The following is a 19,376-nucleotide window of genomic DNA, read 5'->3' on the forward strand; positions in this document are numbered from 1 at the left end:
GGTCACGTCGCCGTCACCAGCCCCCTGAGCCGTGTGTCGGCCATCCGCTGGACCAGGGGCTCTCCTCGGTCCGCGAGGATCATCAGGACCCAGGCCAGGACCGCGCCGATGATCAGGCCGACCGCGACGTCGTGCGGGTAGTGGACGCCGATCCAGACGCGGGAGGCGGCCATCAGGACGGCGGCCACGGCGGCGATGCGGGCGAGCCTGCGGTCGGTCAGGGCGAGGGCCATCGCCGCTGATCCGGCGATCACCGCGTGGTTGCTGGGGAAGGACCAGTCGCCGGCCGCGGGGCAGGCCTCGACCGTGACGACATGGAGGGTCTGACAGGGGCGTTTCTCGGCCACCGCCGACTTCACCACCATGTCGACGGCGTACACGATCACCACGATCAAGGGCGTCGCCAGGGCCCGGACCATCCGCGCCTCGCCGCCGCTGCGGGCCCGCCACCAGGCGAGGACCATCAGCACGGCGAAGAGAGCGAGGCCGTAGTCGGACCAGAGGGCGATCAGCGTGTCGACCCAGTGGGGTGTGTCGTGGGCGAGGCGCGTGATCGAGGTGTACAGGCCACCGTCGACCGACGCGCCACCGAAGGCGAGCGAGGTCACGACGAGGCTCCCTGGGACGCGCGCCGGGCACGCGCGCGGCGGGCCTCGATGGCGAGGGGCGTCAGGGAGGCGATGACCACGAGGGCGACCAGGGGCAGGAGGTAGCGGTCGACGTTCGGGATCGAGGAGCCCAGCGCGTAGCCGCCCAGGACGAGACCGATCGTCCACACCAGACCGCCGACGACCTGCCAGACGGTGAAGACCCGTACGGGCACCTCCAGTGCGCCGGCCAGCGGGTTCAGCACCGTGCGCACCACCGGGACGAAGCGGGCCAGCACCACCGCCTTCGCGTGGCCGTATTTCCCGAGCAGTTCCTCGGCGCGGGCCGCGCCCTCGTGCAGCTTCCTCGACCGGCTGCGCGCGAGCAGCGCCCGGCCGCCACGACGCCCGATCCAGTACCCGGTCTGCGCGCCGAGCAGGGCGCCGACGACCGCGGCGACCAGCACCTGCGGAAGGGACAGGTGGACGGACCGGTGCGAGCCGCCCACGCACAGCAGCCCCGCCGTGAACAGCAGGGAGTCGCCGGGCAGGAAGAAACCGACCAGCAGGCCGGTCTCCGCGAACAGCACGACGGCGACGCCGAGCGCGCCGAAGGCGGACAGCAGTGATCCGGCATCCAGGACGTTCACCGCTTGCGCGAGGGCGAACTGGGCAGCTGCCATGCAGGCGACCCCTCTCATACTGGGACTTGGACGGAGCGGGGACGAACCCGCGTCGAGCGACTACAGTCATGTAGACCGTCCACTGCACTGTAGACGAATCCGAGCCGAGGAGCGTTCCCATGCGGGAGGGGCAGATTGACGAGCCGGTCGACGACCCGGCCGTCGGGCGGACCGACCGGCGGCCCGCCGGCGAGCTGGAGGCGAGCGTGCTGGCGGCGCTGTGGTCCGCCGAGGGGCCGATGACGCCCGGGGCCGTGCAGCTGGAACTCGGCGGCGGGCTCGCCCGGACCACCGTCACCACGATCCTCACCCGTCTGCACGCCAAGGGCGTGGTCACCCGCGAGCGTCTGGGCCGCGGCTACACCTACGCGCCGGCCCAGGACTCCCCCGGGCTGACCGCCCGCCGTATGCACGCCGAACTGGACAAGGACGAGGACCGCGGCACCGTACTCGCCCGTTTCGTCTCGGATCTGAGCCCCGAGGACGAGCGGCTGCTGCGCACGCTGCTGGAGGGCGGCCCGGCGGACTCCACGCCGTGAGTCGGGAGCAGGGGGTCGTTCGCGCCGCGTAGGCTGAGCCCTGACGGACCGGCGGCCCTGGAGGAACCCGTGAACTTTGCCGTGTGGCTCCCGCTCCTCGTGCCGCTGTTCGCCGTGCCGCTGGCCCGGCGCGGCGCGGAGCAGCTGCCGCCACGGACGGCCGCCTGGGCGCTGACCGCCCTCGCCCTGGTCCTCGCCCTGTCGAGTACGGCTGCGCTCGCGCTGCTCACCCTGGCGGGTGCCCTGCGGGTCCCCTTCATCGCGGCGCTGGGCCACCTTTCCCCCATCCTGCTGGGCAGCGCCTCCCCGGCCACCGTGCCGACCGGGGCCCTGGCCGCACTCGCGCTCGCCGGACTCGGCGGCCTGGTGCTGCGCCGGACCGTCCGCCATCTGCGCGAACTGCGCTGCGCCCAACGGCAGTTCAAGGACTCGGCGAGGGCCGGCGACCTGTCCGTGCGGGACGACGAACGGCCCGACGCGTACGCCCTGCCCGGCCGTCCCGGCCGCATCGTGGTGACCACCGGCATGCTGCGCGCGCTCAGCGCCCGGGAGCGCGAGGTGCTCTTCGCCCACGAGCGCGCCCATCTCGCCGGACGTCACCATCTCTTCCTCGCGGCGACCGAGTTCGCCGTCGCCCTGCACCCGGCCCTGCGCGGTCTGCGCGCTCCGCTGTCGTACGCCCTGGAGCGCTGGGCCGACGAGTCCGCGGCCCGGGCGACGGGCGACCGGGCCCTCACCGCTCGCGCGGTCGGCCGCGCCGCGCTGGCCGCCCGTGCCGTGGGGCCGCGGCCGCTGCTGTCCCTCACGGCGACCGCAGGACCGGTACCGCGCCGTGTCACCGCGCTCCTGCACGCCCCGAAGCCGGCCCCCCGCCCGCTGCCCCGCGCCCTGGCCTGCCTCCTCCTCGCCTGCGTCGCGGTGTCGTCCGCCGGTGCGCTGGACGCGGCCAAGGACCTGCACAGCGGCATCGAGGTAGCCCAGGGCGAGAACGGCCCGCTCACGGAACACGGCGAATGACACCGGGCCGCGCCCCCTGCCCCTTCCCGCAGGACCGTTGACGCCAGACCTTCCGCGTGTCTGAGAGACCGTCGGCGAGCTGTCGCACACAGGCTACTCACAGCCTGCCCTTATGGCATGCTCAGGCCAACAAGTGCACGCAACCCCCGACCGCTCCCGGCGCACCCAGGCCGAGGGGTGGTCGCCGAGCAGACCGGAATCCGGTCGCCCTGAAGGAGTTCCGCGTGAGAACCACCCCCCACAGGTCCCTCGCCGCGCGCCTGCTGGCCGTCGTCGCGCTGGCCGGCGTGTCGCTCCCCGCCCTTCCGGCGGCAGCCGCACCGCATCCCGCCGCCTGCACCCCGGCTCAAGTGGTCGCCAACGGCGGCTTCGAGAGCGGGACTTCGCCGTGGAGCCAGTCGTCGACGAGCGTCATCACCAGCCGCTCGGGGCAGACCGCCCACGGCGGCAGTTCGTTCGCCTGGCTGGACGGTGTCGGCAGCACGCACACCGACACGCTCTCCCAGAGCGTCACCATCCCCTCCGGATGCGACAAGGCAACTTTGTCGTTCTGGCTGCATGTCGACACCGCCGAGACGACCTCCTCCACCGCCTACGACAAACTGACCGCGAAGATCGGCTCCACGACGCTGGCGACGTACTCGAACCTCGACCAGAACACCGGGTACGTGCGGAAGTCCGTCGACGTGTCGTCCTTCGCCGGCCAGACCGTGACCCTCGCCTTCACCGGCACCGAGGACTCCAGCCTCCAGACCAGCTTCGTCCTGGACGACATCGCCCTCGACACCTCCGCGGGCACCACCCCGCCGGCGGACCCGACACGGACACCCGCCGCGCCCTCGTACACCGTCAGCCTGAGCAGCGACACCAGCGGCACCGTCTGGACCGGACACGAGAGCGCGACCTTCACCAACGCCTCCTCGACCGCGCTCGGCGAGGTGTACCTGCGGCTGTGGGACAACTACCACGGCACCTGCTCGGCGACGCCGATCACCGTCACGAACGTCACCGGCGGCACGGCGGGCGCCCTGTCCGTCGGCTGCACGGCCCTGCAGATCACCCTGCCGACCCCCCTCGCGCAGGGGCAGAGCGCCACGATCGGCTTCGATCTCGGCATCACCGTCCCCAGCGGCGCCGACCGGTTCGGCCACGACGGGGCGTTCAGCAACATCGGCAACGCGCTGCCCGTGCTCGCGGTGCAGGACGGCGCGGGCTGGCACCTGGACCCGTACACCAACAACGGTGAGTCGTTCTACTCCCTGGCCGCCGACTTCAGGGTCACCCTCGACCACCCGAGCAGCCTGCTGGTGCCGGCCACCGGTACGTCCGTCGACACACCCGGTACCGCCGGACGTACGGTCACCACGGCCACCGCGTCCAAGGTGCGCGACTTCGCCTGGGCGGCCGGGCCGTTCAGCAAGATCTCGGGCACGTCGGCGGCCGGTACCGCGGTCAACGTCTACTCCGTCTCGGGCATCAGTTCCTCCGACGCCCAGTCGATGCTGAGCACGGCGGAGACGGCGGTCGACGCCCACGCCGCACGCTTCGGCGCCTACCCGTACGGTGAGTTGGACGCGGTCATCGACAACAACTACTGGTTCGGCGGCATGGAGTACCCCGGCTTCGTCCTCGACCTCGTCAGCACCACCGCGCTCACCCACGAGATCGGTCACCAGTGGTGGTACGGCATCGTCGGCGACGACGAGTACAACAGCCCCTGGCTGGACGAGGCGTTCACCGACTACGCCACCGACCTGGCCCTCGGCAAGACCGGCGCCAACTGCTGGAACAGCGTCTCCTGGGCGTCGTCCGCCGAGAGGATCACCAACTCCATGGCGTACTGGGACGCCCACTCCTCGCGCTACTCCACCGTCGTCTACGGCTACGGCAAGTGCGCCCTGCACGACCTGCGGCGCGTGCTCGGCGACACCGCCATGGCCAAACTCCTGAAGGACTACGCCGGTTCGCACTGGTACGGCGTGTCGACCACGGCCGAGTTCAAGGCCGCCGCGCAGGCCGCGACGACCACGGACCTGACGTCCTTCTGGACCGCCCACCGCATCGACGGCTGAGAGAGGAAAGCAAAAGGCAAGGAGAACTCGTTCTCCTTGCCACTCTCAACTTATAGCGCACAGGGGGGCTTGCGGCAAGACCCCGGGTCCGGCGCAGAATCGTCGGCCCAGGCCGCTGTTTCCCGGAGGTATCTCGTTGACCGAGCAGTATGTGATGGATCTTCAGGAGGTCGACGAGAGCCGGACCGCCGTCGTCGGCGGCAAGGGCGCGCACCTCGGCGCGCTGTCGCGGATGGACGGCATCAGCGTGCCGGCCGGCTTCTGCGTGACGACGGACGCCTTCCGCCGGATCATGGCGGAAGCACCGTCGATCGACGGACTGCTCGATCAGCTCTCGCGCTCGGACCCGGAGGACTCGGAGGCGGTTCGCACACTGAGCGCGGAGATCCGCCGGACCATCGAGGCGGCCGTCGTACCGGACGATCTCGCCCAGGCCGTCACCCGTGCCCTCGCCCGGCACGGCGACCAGGCCGCCTACGCCGTGCGGTCCAGTGCGACGGCGGAGGACCTGCCGACGGCGTCCTTCGCCGGCCAGCAGGACACGTACCTGAACGTCGTCGGACCGGCCGCGGTCCTTCGGCACGTCAGCCGGTGCTGGGCCTCGCTGTTCACCGAGCGGGCCGTGACCTACCGCCGACGCGGCGGCATCGACGACCGTACGGTCCACATGGCCGTGGTCGTCCAGCGGATGGTGGCCCCGCACGCGTCCGGCATCCTGTTCACGGCCGACCCGGTCACCGGCGACCGGAAGGTCGCCACCGTGGACGCCGGCTTCGGCCTCGGCGAGGCCCTGGTCTCCGGGATGGTGAATCCGGACGTCTTCAAGGTGCGCGGCGGCGAGGTCGTCTCCCGGGCGATCGCCGCCAAGCAGCGTGCCGTGCACGCCCTGCCGACCGGCGGTACGCGGGAAGTGGCGGTCGACGCGCAGCACCAGGAACAGCCGGCTTTGACCGACGAGCAGGTCGTGCGGCTCGTGCAGGTCGGGCGGCGGATCGAGGCGCACTTCGGCCGACCGCAGGACATCGAGTGGTGCCTGGTCGACGACGGCTTCCAGATCGTCCAGAGCCGGCCCATCACGACCCTCTTTCCCATCCCCCGGGCCGACGACCAGGAGAACCACGTCTACGTCTCCGTCGGCCACCAGCAGATGATGACCGACGCCATGAAGCCGCTCGGACTTTCCGTGTGGCAGCTGACCGCCATGGTGCCGATGCACGAGGCGGGCGGAAGGCTGTTCGTCGACGTCACCCGGCGCCTGGCCTCCCCCGCGGGCCGCGCCGGCCTCCTGGACGTCATCGGGAAGGGCGATCCGCTGGTCAGGGACGCCCTGGAGACCGTTCTCGACCGCGGCGACTTCGTCCCCTCGCTCCCGGACGCGGCTCCGGCCGGCGCGCCGGCCGACGGCGCGGCCGCCCCGATCCCGACCGATGCGGCCATCGTCACCGAGCTGGTCGAGCGCAGCCGGGCGTCCGTCGCCGCCCTGGAGCGGGACATCCGGGCGAAGACCGGACCGGCGCTGTTCGACTTCCTGCTGGAGGCCTTCGAGGAGCACAAGCGGGTCCTCAGCGATCCACTGAGCATTCAGGCGATCATGGCGGGGATGGAAGCCACCTGGTGGCTGGGCGACAAGCTCCAGGAGTGGCTCGGCGAGCGGAACGCGGTCGACACCCTCACCCTGTCCGCCCCCGGCAACATCACGTCCGAGATGGGCCTCGCGCTGCTCGACGTCGCGGACGTGATCCGCCCGCACGCGGAGCTGGTGGCGTTCCTTGAGGGCGTCGAGGACGAGGACTTCCTGGACGAGCTGGCGAAGTTCCCGGGCGGAAGCGAGGCCCGGGAGGCCATCGAGGCGTACCTGGACCGGTACGGCATGCGCTGCGTCGGCGAGATCGACATCACGCGGCCGCGCTGGCGCGAGCGCCCCAGCACGCTCGTGCCCGCGATCCTCGACAACGTCAGGAACTTCGAGCCGGGCGCCGCCGCACGGCACTTCGAGCAGGGGCGGCGGAAGGCCAAGGAGAAGGAGCAGGACGTGCTGTCCCGCCTGCGGGCCCTGCCGGACGGGGACCGGAAGGCCGACGAGACCCAGCGGATGATCGACCGGGTCAGAACCTTCATCGGCTACCGGGAGTACCCGAAGTACGGCATCGTCAGCCGCTCCTTCGTCTACAAGCAGGCCTTGATGAGGGAGGCCGGACGTCTCGTGCGGTCAGGCGTGCTCGCCGACGAGGAGGACGTCTTCTACCTCACGTTCCGGGAACTCCACGAGGTCGTGCGCTGGAACCGGGTGGACGACCGGCTCCTCCAGCAGCGCAAGGACGCGTACCGGTCCTACCAGGCGCTCACCCCGCCCCGGGTGCTCACCTCGGACGGCGAGGCCGTCACGGGGACGTACCGGCGCGAGGACGTGCCGGCGGGTGCCCTGATCGGCCTGCCGGTCTCCACCGGGACCGTCGAGGGCAGGGCCCGTGTCGTCCTGGACATGGCACAGGCCGATCTGGCGCCGGGAGACATCCTGGTCACGGCCTTCACGGACCCCAGCTGGTCGCCGCTGTTCGTCGGCATCGCGGGGCTGGTCACGGAGGTGGGGGGACTGATGACGCACGGCGCGGTGATCGCCCGGGAGTACGGCCTGCCGGCCGTCGTGGGTGTGGAGCGGGCCACCCGGCTGATCCGGGACGGGCAGCGGATCCGCGTGCACGGAACGGACGGCTACGTCGAGATCCTGCCGTGACGGACCACGACCGCCGTCCACGTCATCCGAGTTGCCGGGCGAACGCTTCGTAGGCCCGGTCGTCGAAGAGGACGAACCGCACCTCTTCGACGTCCGTCGGTGTCTCCCGCACCGTCTCCACCGCGATACGCGCCGCATCCTCCAGGGGCCACCCGTAGACGCCGGTCGAGATCGCCGGGAACGCGACCGTGCGGGCGCCCAGTTCGTCGGCCACACGGAGCGCCTCCCGGTGGCAGGAGGCGAGCAGGGAGGGATCGCCGCGGCCGCCCTGCCAGACCGGGCCGACCGTGTGGATCACCCACCGCGCGTCGAGCTTCCCGGCGGCCGTGGCCACCGCCTGGCCGGTGGGCAGCCCCTTTCCGTACCGCGAGGCGCGCAGCGCCCGGCACTCGTCGAGGATCTCCGGGCCGCCCCGGCGGTGGATGGCGCCGTCCACGCCTCCGCCGCCGAGCAGCGAGGAGTTCGCGGCGTTGACGACGGCGTCGACGCTCTGCCGGGTGATGTCGCCCTGCACCAGCCTGATCGTGGTCACCCCGCTTCTATACCATCACCCGCTACGGCTGATGGCGCAGCCGCCGCCACACCGCCTTCGCCGCGTTGTGCCCGGACATGCCGTGGACGCCGGGTCCCGGTGGGGTGGCCGAGGAGCAGATGAAGACCGCCGGGTGGGGGGTGGTGTACGGGGACAGGGAGAGCTTGGGGCGCAGCAGGACCTGGAGGCCGGTGACCGCGCCGGAGCCGATGTCGCCGCCGACGTAGTTGGCGTTGCGGGCGGCGAGTTCGGCCGGCCCGGCCGTCGCACGGGCGAGGACGCGGTCGCGGAAACCCGGGGCGAAGCGCTCCAGTTGGCGTTCCATGACGTCCGTGAGGTCTCCGCTCCAGCCGCTCGGCACATGGGCGTAGGCCCAGAAGACCTGCTTGCCCTCGGGTGCGCGGGTGGGGTCGACGAGACTCGGCTGCACCGTGATCATGAAGGGCCGGTCCGGCGCCCGGCCCTCCCGGGAGGCGGCGCGCAGAGCCGCGCCGATCTCCGCGCTGTCGGCGCCGATCTGCACGGTGGTGGCGGCGCGGGCCTCCTCTGCGGTCCACGGCACGGGGCCGTCGAGCGCGTAGTCGATCTTGAAGACGCCCGGACCGTACGTGTAGTGCGCGTAGTAGCGGCCGAACCCGGCGATCCTGGCGAGCGCGGTGGGCGAGGTGTCGAAGACGTAGGCGCGCGCGGGAGGCAGGTCGTCGAGCCGCTTGACCTCGTAGTCGGTGTGCACCAGGCCGCCCAGGTCCTTCAGATACGCGGTCAGCGCGTCCGAGACGGACTGGGAGCCGCCGCGGGCCACGGGCCAGCCGCGGGCGTGCGCCGCGAGCGCGAAGACCAGGCCGATGGCGCCGGTCGCGAAGCCGCTCAGGGGTGCCATGACGTGGGCGACCAGACCGGCGAAGAGGGTCCTCGCCCGCTCGTCGCGGAACCGGCGGGTCAGCAGCGTCGACGGGGGCAGGCCCACCAGGCCGAAGCGGGCGAGGGTGACCGGGTCGCGCGGCAGGGCGGTCGTCGGCAGCGACATGAAGTCGCGGACGAGGGTGTCCCACCGGGGCAGGAACGGCGCGACCAGCCTGCGGTACGCCCCCGCGTCACGGGGGCCGAAGGAGGCGGCCGTCTCGGCGACCGAGCGGGACAGCACGGCGGCGGTGCCGTCGGTGAAGGGGTGCGCCATGGCGAGGTCGGAGTGCAGCCACTCCAGGCCGTACCGCTCCAGGGGCAGGGCGCGGAAGGCCGGGGAGTTGATGCCGAGGGGGTGGGCCGAGGAGCAGGGGTCGTGCCGGAACCCGGGCAGGGTGAGCTCTTCGGTGCGGGCGCCTCCGCCGACGGTGTCACGGGCCTCGAAGACGGCCACGGAGAAGCCGCGGCGGGCCAGCTCCACGGCGGCCGTCAGTCCGTTCGGCCCCGCACCCACCACGACGGCGTCGAGCATCGACGGCACCCCTTCGTCAGCCGACGGTAACGGGCTCAGGATATGCCGAGGGCCTGCGGCGTGCGGGGGGCGCCTAATAGCTCGGGTCCACCGGGGGGGTGTGCGAGTGCGGGTTGTGGGGGTTCTTCGCGCAGTTCCCCGCGCCCCTTGCGTTGGTCACGGCTGAGCCTGGCTGAGAAGGGCCGCTACCTTTTGTGCCGTCTCCTTGTCGCGGGCCGTGGTGAAAGGGAGGGCGTTGCCGCCCGTTATGCGGAAGGGGTCTCCTGTGAGCGTCAGGTGGGTGCCGCCTGCCTCCTCGACGAGGAGGATGCCTGCCGCGTGATCCCATGCTGCTTCCCAACTGAAGACGGTTGCCTCGAGTTCTCCGCGGGCGATGGCGAGGTACTCCAGGCCCGCCGAGCCGCAGGAGCGGAAGGCGATGCCGTCCGTGCACAGGCCGAGCAGGGCGCGCTTCTGCTCGTCGGTCGTGTAGTCGGGGTGGGATGTGGCGACGCGCAGGTCCTGGCCCGGTACCGGCGAACCCGCGTGCAGGCGCTCGCCGTTGAGGAAGGCACCCTGGCCCCTGACGGCGACGGCGAGTTGGTCGCGGGCCGGTGCGTAGGTCCAGGAGGCGAGGAGGTCTCCGCCGCGCGCGAGCGCGACCAGCGTGCAGAACCCGGTCTCGCCCCGGACGAACTGGCGGGTGCCGTCGACCGGGTCGACGATCCACACCGGGGCCTCGCCCTGCAGCGCCTCGTACGTCGCCGGATTCGCGTGCACCGCCTCCTCACCGACCACGAGGGAACCGGGCAGCAGCGCGCCGAGGGTCTCGGTGAGGTACTGCTCGGCCAGGCGGTCGGCGTCGGTGACCAGGTCGTGGGGTCCGGCCTTCTGGTCGACCTCGTGGGCGGCCACGCGGCGGAAGCGGGGCATGATCTCGGCCGCGGCGGCTGCGCGGACCGCCTTCTCCACGTCGGCCGCGTGCCGGGTGAGAAACTCGTCGATGGTTTCCGTGTCTACGATCATGCCTCCATGAGAGCACGCGCCACTGACAATGCCCGCCCGCCAGACGGATCCCCGGTGGAATCGGGATGAACTCCGGGTGCGGCGACCGCGAGGGCTAGCGTCCGACCGCGTAGCCCTGCATGCCGCGCGGGTTGGCGGCCGCCGACAGGACACCCGTCCGTGGGTCCCGAGCCACCGCGCACAGGCGGCCCTCCGACCAGGGGTCGCCGACGGTCACGTCGTGGCCGCGGCGCCGGAGTTCCTCGATGACCTCCGTGCCGAGGCGGGACTCGACCGTGACGCTGCCGGGGCGCATGCCGCGTGGGTAGAAGGAGCCGGGGAAGCTGTCGTTGTGCCAGTTCGGTGCGTCGATCGCGCCCTGGAGGTCGAGCCCGCCGCGGACCGGGGCGCGCAGGGCGACGGCCAGGAAGAAGTGCAGTTGCCACTGGTCCTGCTGGTCGCCGCCGGGCGTGCCGAAGGCCATGACCGGGACCCCGTCGCGCAGAGCGAGCGAAGGGGTGAGGGTGGTGCGGGGACGGCGGCCCGGCGTGAGGGAGTTCGCCAGGCCCTCCTCCAGCCAGGTCATCTGGAGCCGGGTGCCGAGCGGGAAGCCCAGTTCGGGCACGACCGGGTTGGACTGGAGCCAGCCGCCGCTGGGGGTGGCGGCGACCATGTTGCCCCAGCGGTCGACGACGTCGAGGTGGCAGGTGTCGCCGCGGGTCGCGCCGTCGGCCCCGACCGGTGGCTCGCCCGGCACCGGGGAGGTCGGCGGCTTGGCCACGGTCGGCTCGCCGATGCCCATCGGGCTGAACCCCGCGTCGTCGGTGATCACCACGTGCGCGTGCGCGCTCAGCCGCGGGGTGCGGCCACCCGGGCTGCCGGGGCGCAGTTCGAAGGAAGCCTTGCCGTCGATCAGTGCGCGCCGGGCCGCGTTGTAGTCGGCCGACAGCAGCTCCGCCAGCGGTACCTCGGCGGCGTCCCCGTACCAGGCCTCGCGGTCGGCCATGGCGAGTTTGCAGCCCTCGATCAGGAGGTGGACGTGGTCGGCGGAGCCGTACTCGGGCAGTTCGGGCGGCAGGAGCGCCAGTTGCTGGAGCAGCACCGGGCCCTGGCTCCAGGGGCCGGCCTTGCACAGGGTCCAGCCGTTCCAGTCGTACGTCGCCGGTGCCTCGTAGGTCGCGGACCAGCCGGCGAGGTCGGCGGCGGTGAGGGTGCCGGTGTGGTGCTCGCCGCTGGTGTCCAGGGTGGGGCGACGGGACTGCCGTAGGAGCGCCTCGGCGATGAAGCCCGAGCGCCACACCTCGCGCGCCGCCTCGATCTGGGCGACCCGGTCCCCGGCCCCGGCGACCTCGGCGAGCAGGCGCTTCCAGGTGGCGGCGAGCGCGGGGTTGCGCAGCAGCTCGCCGGGGCGGGGCGGCTTTCCGCCGGGCAGGTAGACCTCCGCCGAGGACGTCCACTCGGTCGCGAACAGCTCCCGTACCGTCTCGACGGTCGCGCCGACGTTCTCCACGGGCGCGTGGCCGTGTTCGGCGTACCCGACGGCGTACTTGAGGACGTCGGCGAGGGGCTTGGTGCCGTGGTCGCGCAGCAGGAGCATCCAGGCGTCGAACGCGCCGGGCACAGCGGCGGCGAGCGGGCCGGTCCCGGGCACGAGGTCCAGGCCGAGCCCCCGGTAGTGGGCGACCGTGGCGCCGACCGGTGCCACGCCCTGTCCGCACAGCACCCGCACCTCGCCGCCGGCCGGCGCGAGCAGGATCGGCACCTCGCCGGCGGGGCCGTTGAGGTGGGGCTCGACGACGTGCAGCACGAACGCGCCCGCCACGGCGGCGTCGTAGGCGTTGCCGCCGTCCTCCAGCACGGCCATCGCGGACTGCGAGGCCAGCCAGTGGGTGGAGGACACCATTCCGAAGGTGCCCTGGAGGGTCGGCCGGGTGCGGAAGGGCATGTCTCACCTCGCTGCTCGCGCGCCCCGGCCGCTCCGGAGCGCGTTCACGCCTACGGGGCGTCCCCCTACCCGGCGCGGGGGCCTACGACGCTAGGGGGTGTTTGCCGACCGTGAGCAGGTGACCGCTCGCGCCCAGCAGCGTCGGCTCGGACTCGACCCGGCGCGTCGCCGCCAGGACCGCCTCGCGGCGCTCCGGGTCGTCGAGCCGGTCCCTCGACGCCGGCCATCAGCCAGGCGAGGCCCTCCAGGCCGTACTGGCCCTCCGGGGCGAGGCCCGCGTCCGCGAACTCCCCCGGTACGTCGGCGGGTTGGGCGAAGTGGGCGACGGTGAACAGGCCGCCCTCGGAGCCGTGCCGGCCGTCGGCGGTCACCGCGTCGGTGCGGGCGCGCTGGGCGGGGTCGAAGTAGCGTTCCTCGCGGAGGAGGTCGTGGAGCCCCGCGTACCGGTTGATGGTCGCCGCGACCACCGGGCCGCCCGGCTTGACCACCCGGCGCGCCTCGGTCAACGCCCGTACCCGGTCTGCTCGTTCGGGCAGGTGGTAGAGCGGGCCGAGCAGCAGGACCGCGTCGTACGTGGCGTCCTCGTCGGGCAGGGACCGGGCGTCCCCGGGCCTCGCCGTGACCCCGGGCAGCCGGGACGCCTGCTCGACGTGCAGCGGCACCGGGTCGACGAGTTCGACCTCGTATCCGTCCCGCGCGAGCCACTCCGCGTGGACACCGCTGCCGCCCCCGACGTCCAGGACCCGAGCGGGCGCGGCGGGCAGGACGCGGCGCAGCACGTCCTGGGTGCGCCAGTACTCCAGCCGGCCGGCGGGAGCGCCACCGTCTCGGAGACGGCCGTCCTCCTTGCCGCGCGCGTAGTAGGCGAGGATGTCGTCATGGAGGGCCGGGGCGTGGGGGCGGGTCGTCTCGGTCATCGCCCCAGGGTGCTGACGGGCCCGCGCCGCACGCAACGGATTATGCGCCGCCCACCGCCTCGGGGCGGGCCGTGAGGTCTCGGTGATCGCACAGGTACGGAGCGAGTTCGCACTTCCGTCTCACAGGGACTCATGTGAGACTGGCGCCCCGTCCGCCGTGCGGACTGCCCCGCACACCGTCCCCCACCGAAAAGTGTGTCCGTGCGTGAACTTCCCCTGCCGGTCGCGCTGACCGCGCGCCTGTCCCCGGTCGTCGTGCTCGCGGCGGCGGGCTGGGCACTGACGTCCAAGCCCGCGACCCCGGCCGGCCATCACGACGCGGGACAGCAGACCAGCGCCACATCGCCCTCCGCGCCGTCCTCGCCGACGGGCAGCAGCACCAAGTCGTACACGGCCGCTCCCGCACCGTGCGGCAGCGTGGCCGTGAAGACCATCAACGCGCTGGTTCCGGGCGCCAAGACGGCCGGCAAGGAGATCCAGTCAACGGACGCCAAGCTGCGCCGCACCTGCTCCTGGAACGCGCTCAAGGGGTACGACTACCGCTGGCTCGACGTCTCCTTCGAGGTCATGCAGTCGGATCAAGCGGCACAAAAGGAGTACACGAACCGACTCGCGCAGAAGAGCGGCGGAGGGGCTGTGCCGGGCCTCGGTGACTCGGCGTACTCCGTGGTGAACCTCACCACCCAGGACAAGCAGCAGACGCGCGAGGGGGTCGTCATCGCGCGCGCGTCCAACGTCCTGGTGGTCACCACGTACAACGGCAGCAACTTCGAGACCAAGAAGGCGCCCGGCACGGACGAGATCAACACGGGCGCCATCAAGGCGGCCAGGGACGCGGTGACCGCGCTGCAGGGCGGCCGGGCCGGCTGAGCCCGGCCGCCCCACCTCGCGTGTCAGGCGGCGTACTCCTCCCGTCGGCCGCGCAGCAGCATCAGCGCCAGGTACACCACCATCGAGGTGCCGAGGCCGACCGCCCAGCCGTAGTCGGCGAGGGACTGCAGCGCCGGGATGGGCCGCCCGTTGATCAGCGGCTTGAAGCTGGCGCCGCCGATCGCCAGGACGCCGCCCGCCGCGAAGGCCACGACGGCCCGCCAGTTCCAGCCGCCCTCGTACCAGTAGCGGCCGCCCGCGCGGTACAGGTCGACCAGGTCCAGCCTGCCGCGGCGCAGGATCCAGTAGTCGGCGATGAGGATGCCGGCGACCGTGCCGAGCAGACCGCCGACCAGACCGAGCCAGGTGAAGATGTAGCCCTGCGGGTCGGAGTACAGCTTCCACGGGAAGATCAGCACGCCGAGGACGCAGGTGGCGAGGGCACCGGTACGGAAACTGATCTTCCGCGGCGCGATGTTGGAGAAGTCGAAGGCCGGGGAGACCAGGTTGGCGGCGATGTTCACGCTCAGGGTCGCCACCAGCACGGTCACCAGCGCGAACAGCAGACCGAAGACGTTGTCCGTCTTGGCGGCGAGCTGCACCGGGTCCCAGATCGTCTGCCCGTACACGGCCTGCGAACCGGAGGTGACCAGCACGGAGAGCAGCGCGAAGAGCGTCATGGTGGTCGGCAGGCCGAGCGCCTGGCCCCAGGTCTGCGCCTTCTGCGACTTGCCGTACCGGGTGAAGTCGGGGATGTTCAGCGACAGCGTCGACCAGAAGCCGATCATGCCCATCAGGGAGGGCCAGAACAGCTTCCAGAAGTCGCCGCCCCAGCCGAGCTTGGAGGGCTGGTCGAGCAGCGGACCGAAGCCGCCGGCCTTGTTGCTCATCCAGATCAGCATCACCACCGCGCCGACGATCACGAAGGGCGCGGCCCAGTTCTCGAACCGGCGGATGGTCTCCATGCCCCGGTAGATGATGGCCACCTGGAGCACCCAGAAGATCACGAACGACAGCCACATCGTCCAGGCGTATCCGCCCACGTGGGAGGCGTTCGCCCAGCTGTCACCGATGAGCTTCCCGGCGAGGAAGTAGATCGCCTCGCCGCCGATCCAGGTCTGGATGCCGAACCAGCCGCACGCCACCAGCGCCCGCACCACGGCGGGCAGGTTGGCGCCCCGCACGCCGAACGAGGCGCGGGCGAAGACCGGGAAGGGAATTCCGTACTTGGGTCCCGCGTGCCCGGTGAGCAGCATCGGGACCAGCACGATGAGATTGGCCAGGGCGATGGTGAGCACCGCCTGCTTCCAGTCCATGCCGACGGCGATCAGACCGGAGGCGAGGGTCCAGGAGGCCGTGTTGTGGGCCATGCCGACCCACAGGGCGGAGAAGTTGTACGTGGTCCACGTCCGCTTCTCGACGGGAACCGGAAGCAGGTCGTCGTTGGCGTACGGCCCGCTGGGCGGCGGGGACCCCGGCGCGATCTCCACGCGTCCGTCGGAGAGGGTGACTTGAGCGGTCGGCGGTATGGCCGTGGGAGCGGTGTCGGTCATGAGCAGGCCAATCGATGAGGGGCGGATCCGGAAAGGCCGTGCGGGTCTCCGGGTGTCCCCTCCCCGGGGAGGAGGGGAGGGGAGGACTGGAGTGGGGGGATGGGGAGGGGGCCGGCTGGGGTCAGGCGGTGAGGGCCGGGATGACCTTCGTGCCGTACGCGTCGATCACGGTTTCCTGGGCGTCGTGCATGTCGTACACGGCGAACTGGTCGACGCCCAGCTCGCGCAGCGCCCGCAGCTTCTCGATGTGCTTGTCGACCGGGCCGATGACGCAGAACCGGTCGACGATCTCGTCGGGGACGAACTGGGTGTCGGGGTTGTCCGCGCGGCCGTGGTGGGAGTAGTCGTACCCCTCGCGGGCCTTGATGTAGTCGGTGAGTTCCTCGGGGACGGCCGCGGAGTGCTCGCCGTACTTGGCGACCAGGTCGGCGACGTGGTTGCCGACCATGCCGCCGAACCAGCGGCACTGGTCCCGGGCGTGGGCCAGGGCTTCCGGCGAGTCGTCCTCGGTGACATAGGCGGGCGCGGCGACGCAGATCTTGACGTCGGACGGGTCACGCCCCGCGGCCACGGCCGCGTCCTTCACGGCCTTGACCATGTACTCCGTCAGGTACAGGTCCGCCAGCTGGAGGATGAACCCGTCGGCCTCCTCGCCGGTCATCTTCAGGGCCTTGGGCCCGTACGCGGCCATCCAGACCGGGAGTTCCGCGCCCGGTCTGACCCACGGGAACTTGATCACCGTGCCGCCGAGGTCGGCCTCCTCGCCGCGGCCGAGGGCCCGGATGACCTTCATGGCCTCGCTGATCCGGGCCAGGGTGTTGGGTTTGCGGCCGGCGACGCGCATCGCGGAGTCGCCGCGGCCGATACCGCAGACGGTGCGGTTGCCGAACATGTCGTTGAGGGTGGCGAAGGTGGAGGCGGTGACCTCCCAGGTACGCGTGCCCGGGTTGGTGACCATCGGGCCGACCGTCAACTTCTGCGTGTTCGCCAGGATCTGACTGTAGATCACGAACGGCTCCTGCCACAGCACGGCGGAGTCGAAGGTCCAGCCGTACCGGAAGCCGTTGCGCTCGGCCCGCTTCATCAGGCTGACGACCTTCGAGGCCGGCGGGTCGGTCTGCAGGACGAGTCCGAAGTCCATGGGCGCCACTCCTAGTTGAGGTACTGACAGGTGGAGCGCGGGGTGTAGACGCCGTGCCCGGCGCGTCCGGTGTACTCCCGCTCGTTGATGACGACTTCGCCGCGCGAGAGCACCGTCTCGACCCGGCCGGTCACATGCTTGCCCTCGTAGGCCGAGTAGTCGACGTTCATGTGGTGCGTTTCGACGGACATCACCTGCTCGGCGCTGGGGTCGTAGATCACGACGTCGGCGTCGGCGCCCGGGGCGATGGTGCCCTTCTTCGGGTAGAGGCCGAACATCCGGGCGGGCGCTGCGCAGGCGATCTCGATCCAGCGGCGGCGGGAGATGTGCCCGTCGACGACTGCCTGGTGGAGCAGGTCCATGCGGTTCTCGACGCCGGGCAGGCCGTTGGGGATCTTGGAGAAGTCACCGCGACCCAGGTCCTTCTGGCCCACGAAGCAGAAGGGGCAGTGGTCGGTGGAGACGACCTGGAGGTCGTTGGTCCGAAGGCCCTGCCAGAGCTTCGCCTGGTGCTCCTTGGGGCGCAGGGGTGTGCTGCACACGTACTTCGAGCCCTCGAAGTCGGGCTCGGCGAGGTTGTCGGTGGACAGGAACAGGTACTGCGGGCAGGTCTCGCCGAAGACGGGCAGTCCCTCGTCGCGCGCCCGCGCCAGTTCGGCCACCGCCTCCATCGCCGAGACGTGCACGACGTAGAGGGGGGCGCCCGCGACCTGGGCGAGCCTGATCGCGCGGTGGGTGGCCTCGGCCTCGAGCAGAGCCTTGCGCACCTCACCGTGGTAGCGCGGGTCGGTCTCGCCGCGGGCCAGCGCCTGCTCCACCAGCACGTCGATCGCGATGCCGTTCTCGGCGTGCATCATGATCAGGCCGCCGTTCTCGGCGGAGCGCTGCATGGCGCGCAGGATCTGGCCGTCGTCGGAGTAGAAGACGCCGGGGTAGGCCATGAACTGCTTGAAGGAGGTGACGCCCTCCTCGACCAGCAGGTCCATCTCCTTGAGCGTCTTCTGGTTCACGTCGGAGACGATCATGTGGAAGGCGTAGTCGATGGCGCAGTTGCCCTCGGCCTTGGCGTGCCAGGTGTCCAGGCCCTCGCGGAGGCTGTGGCCCACGCTCTGCACCGCGAAGTCGACGATCGTCGTCGTACCACCCCAGGCGGCGGCCCGGGTGCCGGTCTCGAAGGTGTCGGAGGCGAAGGTGCCGCCGAAGGGCAGCTCCATATGGGTGTGGGCGTCGACGCCACCGGGGATGACGTACTTCCCGGTGGCGTCGATGACCCGTTCGGCACTGAACGCCTGGGCGGCGGGCGTGCCGGAGGCGGCGAGGGCGGCGATGCGGCCGTCCTCGATCAGCACGTCGGCGTGGATCTCGTCGGACGCGGTGATGACGAGGCCACCGCGGATGACGGTACGGCTGCTCATGGTCCCTCTCCTGCCTGGGTGAACGGTTCGGTCAGGGTGCGGTCAGCGGCGGGTAGGCGTCGGGACGGCGGTCGCGGTAGAACTGCCAGCGGTCGCGCACCTCGCGCAGCTTGGCCAGGTCCAGGTCGCGGACGACGAGTTCGGTCTCCTTGTCGGAGGCCACCTCCCCGACGAACTGGGCCTCCGGGTCCACGAAGTACGTGGTCCCGTAGAAGTCGTTGTCGCCCAGTTCCTCCACGCCGACCCGGTTGATCGCGCCGACGAAGTACTCGTTGGCCACGGCCGCGGCCGGCTGCTCCAGCTGCCACAGGTAGGCGGACAGCCCGCGCGAGGTCGCCGACGGGTTGAAGACGATCTCGGCACCGGCCAGGCCGAGCGCCCGCCAGCCCTCCGGGAAGTGGCGGTCGTAGCAGATGTAGACGCCGATCCTGCCGACCTTGGTGTCGAAGACCGGCCAGCCGACGTTGCCGGGGCGGAAGTAGAACTTCTCCCAGAATCCCGGGACTTGGGGGATGTGGTGCTTGCGGTACTTGCCGAGGTACGAGCCGTCCGCGTCGATCACGGCGGCGGTGTTGTAGAGGACGCCGGGCTGCTCCTCCTCGTACATCGGCAGGATCAGGACGATGCCGAGTTCCTGGGCGAGCGCCTGGAAGCGCTGGACGATCGGGCCGTCGGGGATCGCTTCCGCGTACTCGTAGAACGCCTTGTCCTGGACCTGGCAGAAGTAGGGTCCGTAGAACAGCTCCTGGAAGCACAGGACCTGAGCGCCCTGCGCGGCCGCGTCCCGGGCCGCCTGTTCGTGTACCCGGATCATCGACTCCTTGTCGCCCGTCCACGCGGTCTGGAAGAGGGCGGCACGAATCACTCTGCTCATCGGGACCTCCGGCTCGGTGTGCTGGGGCGGGCGTCGGATGTGCCGTCGTCCGCCCCAGAAGACTAGGAAGTCCGAAAA

Annotated in this window: 15 protein-coding genes and 1 pseudogene; 5 read left to right on the forward strand and 11 right to left on the reverse strand. The window is 71.4% G+C overall.

Translation table 11 applies throughout. The features are described from left to right. Nucleotides 1–2: 2 nt before the first annotated feature. Nucleotides 3–608 (reverse strand): phosphatase PAP2 family protein, encoded by a 606-nt coding sequence (locus ACIRVK_RS24370; protein ID WP_404250371.1) that lies wholly within the window; start codon nt 606–608, stop codon nt 3–5. Continuing rightward, nucleotides 605–1,270 carry a DedA family protein gene (locus ACIRVK_RS24375; protein ID WP_404250373.1) on the reverse strand — a complete coding sequence of 222 codons (666 nt, stop codon included), beginning with the start codon at nt 1,268–1,270 and terminating at the stop codon, nt 605–607. The genes ACIRVK_RS24370 and ACIRVK_RS24375 overlap by 4 nt, the downstream gene beginning before the upstream one ends. A gap of 119 nt (nt 1,271–1,389) precedes the next feature. Between ACIRVK_RS24375 and ACIRVK_RS24380 the strand changes: the two genes are divergently transcribed. The 4 genes from ACIRVK_RS24380 (at nt 1,390) to rph (ending at nt 7,632) form a co-directional block, all read left to right on the forward strand. Further along, complete coding sequence (locus tag ACIRVK_RS24380) at nt 1,390–1,809, forward strand: BlaI/MecI/CopY family transcriptional regulator (protein WP_404250375.1); 420 nt, start codon at nt 1,390–1,392, stop codon at nt 1,807–1,809. Nucleotides 1,810–1,878: 69 nt separating this feature from the next. Then, nucleotides 1,879–2,826, forward strand: coding sequence for a M56 family metallopeptidase (locus ACIRVK_RS24385; protein ID WP_404250377.1), 948 nt, complete (start codon nt 1,879–1,881; stop codon nt 2,824–2,826). A gap of 224 nt (nt 2,827–3,050) precedes the next feature. Continuing rightward, a complete protein-coding gene (locus ACIRVK_RS24390; protein ID WP_404250379.1) occupies nt 3,051–4,898 on the forward strand; it encodes a M1 family aminopeptidase in 1,848 nt (615 codons plus the stop codon). 136 nt (nt 4,899–5,034) lie between these two features. Continuing rightward, nucleotides 5,035–7,632, forward strand: coding sequence for a rifamycin-inactivating phosphotransferase (rph, locus tag ACIRVK_RS24395; RefSeq protein WP_404250381.1), 2,598 nt, complete (start codon nt 5,035–5,037; stop codon nt 7,630–7,632). 22 nt (nt 7,633–7,654) lie between these two features. Here rph and ACIRVK_RS24400 read toward each other — a convergent pair whose 3' ends face one another. The 5 genes and pseudogenes from ACIRVK_RS24400 to ACIRVK_RS24420 all read right to left on the reverse strand — a co-directional run bounded on the left by ACIRVK_RS24400 (nt 7,655) and on the right by ACIRVK_RS24420 (nt 13,445). Beyond that, on the reverse strand, nt 7,655–8,164 hold the full coding sequence (locus ACIRVK_RS24400) for an O-acetyl-ADP-ribose deacetylase (protein WP_404250383.1): 510 nt from the start codon (nt 8,162–8,164) through the stop codon (nt 7,655–7,657). A gap of 22 nt (nt 8,165–8,186) precedes the next feature. Next, a complete protein-coding gene (locus ACIRVK_RS24405; protein ID WP_404250384.1) occupies nt 8,187–9,599 on the reverse strand; it encodes a phytoene desaturase family protein in 1,413 nt (470 codons plus the stop codon). A 156-nt stretch (nt 9,600–9,755) separates the two neighbouring features. After that, a complete protein-coding gene (locus tag ACIRVK_RS24410) occupies nt 9,756–10,604 on the reverse strand; it encodes an inositol monophosphatase family protein (RefSeq protein ID WP_404250386.1) in 849 nt (282 codons plus the stop codon). 94 nt (nt 10,605–10,698) lie between these two features. After that, nucleotides 10,699–12,528, reverse strand: coding sequence for a gamma-glutamyltransferase family protein (locus tag ACIRVK_RS24415; RefSeq protein ID WP_404250388.1), 1,830 nt, complete (start codon nt 12,526–12,528; stop codon nt 10,699–10,701). An 82-nt stretch (nt 12,529–12,610) separates the two neighbouring features. Beyond that, nucleotides 12,611–13,445, reverse strand: a pseudogene (locus tag ACIRVK_RS24420) (class I SAM-dependent methyltransferase). A gap of 201 nt (nt 13,446–13,646) precedes the next feature. On the opposite strand from ACIRVK_RS24420, the gene ACIRVK_RS24425 reads away from it, so the two are divergent. Then, nucleotides 13,647–14,315 carry a hypothetical protein gene (locus ACIRVK_RS24425; RefSeq protein WP_404250390.1) on the forward strand — a complete coding sequence of 223 codons (669 nt, stop codon included), beginning with the start codon at nt 13,647–13,649 and terminating at the stop codon, nt 14,313–14,315. A gap of 23 nt (nt 14,316–14,338) precedes the next feature. Here ACIRVK_RS24425 and ACIRVK_RS24430 read toward each other — a convergent pair whose 3' ends face one another. From ACIRVK_RS24430 to ACIRVK_RS24445, 4 genes are all read right to left on the reverse strand, one after another. Continuing rightward, nucleotides 14,339–15,868, reverse strand: coding sequence for an NCS1 family nucleobase:cation symporter-1 (locus ACIRVK_RS24430; protein ID WP_404250392.1), 1,530 nt, complete (start codon nt 15,866–15,868; stop codon nt 14,339–14,341). A 121-nt stretch (nt 15,869–15,989) separates the two neighbouring features. Further along, nucleotides 15,990–17,009 carry a TIGR03842 family LLM class F420-dependent oxidoreductase gene (locus ACIRVK_RS24435; RefSeq protein WP_404250394.1) on the reverse strand — a complete coding sequence of 340 codons (1,020 nt, stop codon included), beginning with the start codon at nt 17,007–17,009 and terminating at the stop codon, nt 15,990–15,992. An 11-nt stretch (nt 17,010–17,020) separates the two neighbouring features. Further along, complete coding sequence (gene hydA / locus ACIRVK_RS24440) at nt 17,021–18,424, reverse strand: dihydropyrimidinase (RefSeq protein ID WP_404250396.1); 1,404 nt, start codon at nt 18,422–18,424, stop codon at nt 17,021–17,023. 31 nt (nt 18,425–18,455) lie between these two features. Next, nucleotides 18,456–19,298 carry a nitrilase-related carbon-nitrogen hydrolase gene (locus ACIRVK_RS24445; protein WP_404250398.1) on the reverse strand — a complete coding sequence of 281 codons (843 nt, stop codon included), beginning with the start codon at nt 19,296–19,298 and terminating at the stop codon, nt 18,456–18,458. Nucleotides 19,299–19,376 lie beyond the last annotated feature (78 nt).

It is taken from the genome of Streptomyces sp. NPDC101152, assembly GCF_044768275.1.
In the GTDB taxonomy this organism is placed as follows: domain Bacteria; phylum Actinomycetota; class Actinomycetes; order Streptomycetales; family Streptomycetaceae; genus Streptomyces.

Coding starts and splice junctions, on each gene's coding strand:
- ACIRVK_RS24375 (WP_404250373.1), bottom strand. CDS start 1,270: ATGGCAGCTGCCCAGTTCGCCCTCGCGCAAGCGGTGAACGTCCTGGAT.
- ACIRVK_RS24380 (WP_404250375.1), top strand. CDS start 1,390: ATGCGGGAGGGGCAGATTGACGAGCCGGTCGACGACCCGGCCGTCGGG.
- ACIRVK_RS24405 (WP_404250384.1), bottom strand. CDS start 9,599: ATGCTCGACGCCGTCGTGGTGGGTGCGGGGCCGAACGGACTGACGGCC.
- ACIRVK_RS24410 (WP_404250386.1), bottom strand. CDS start 10,604: ATGATCGTAGACACGGAAACCATCGACGAGTTTCTCACCCGGCACGCG.
- ACIRVK_RS24415 (WP_404250388.1), bottom strand. CDS start 12,528: ATGCCCTTCCGCACCCGGCCGACCCTCCAGGGCACCTTCGGAATGGTG.
- ACIRVK_RS24430 (WP_404250392.1), bottom strand. CDS start 15,868: ATGACCGACACCGCTCCCACGGCCATACCGCCGACCGCTCAAGTCACC.
- ACIRVK_RS24435 (WP_404250394.1), bottom strand. CDS start 17,009: ATGGACTTCGGACTCGTCCTGCAGACCGACCCGCCGGCCTCGAAGGTC.
- hydA (WP_404250396.1), bottom strand. CDS start 18,424: ATGAGCAGCCGTACCGTCATCCGCGGTGGCCTCGTCATCACCGCGTCC.
- ACIRVK_RS24445 (WP_404250398.1), bottom strand. CDS start 19,298: ATGAGCAGAGTGATTCGTGCCGCCCTCTTCCAGACCGCGTGGACGGGC.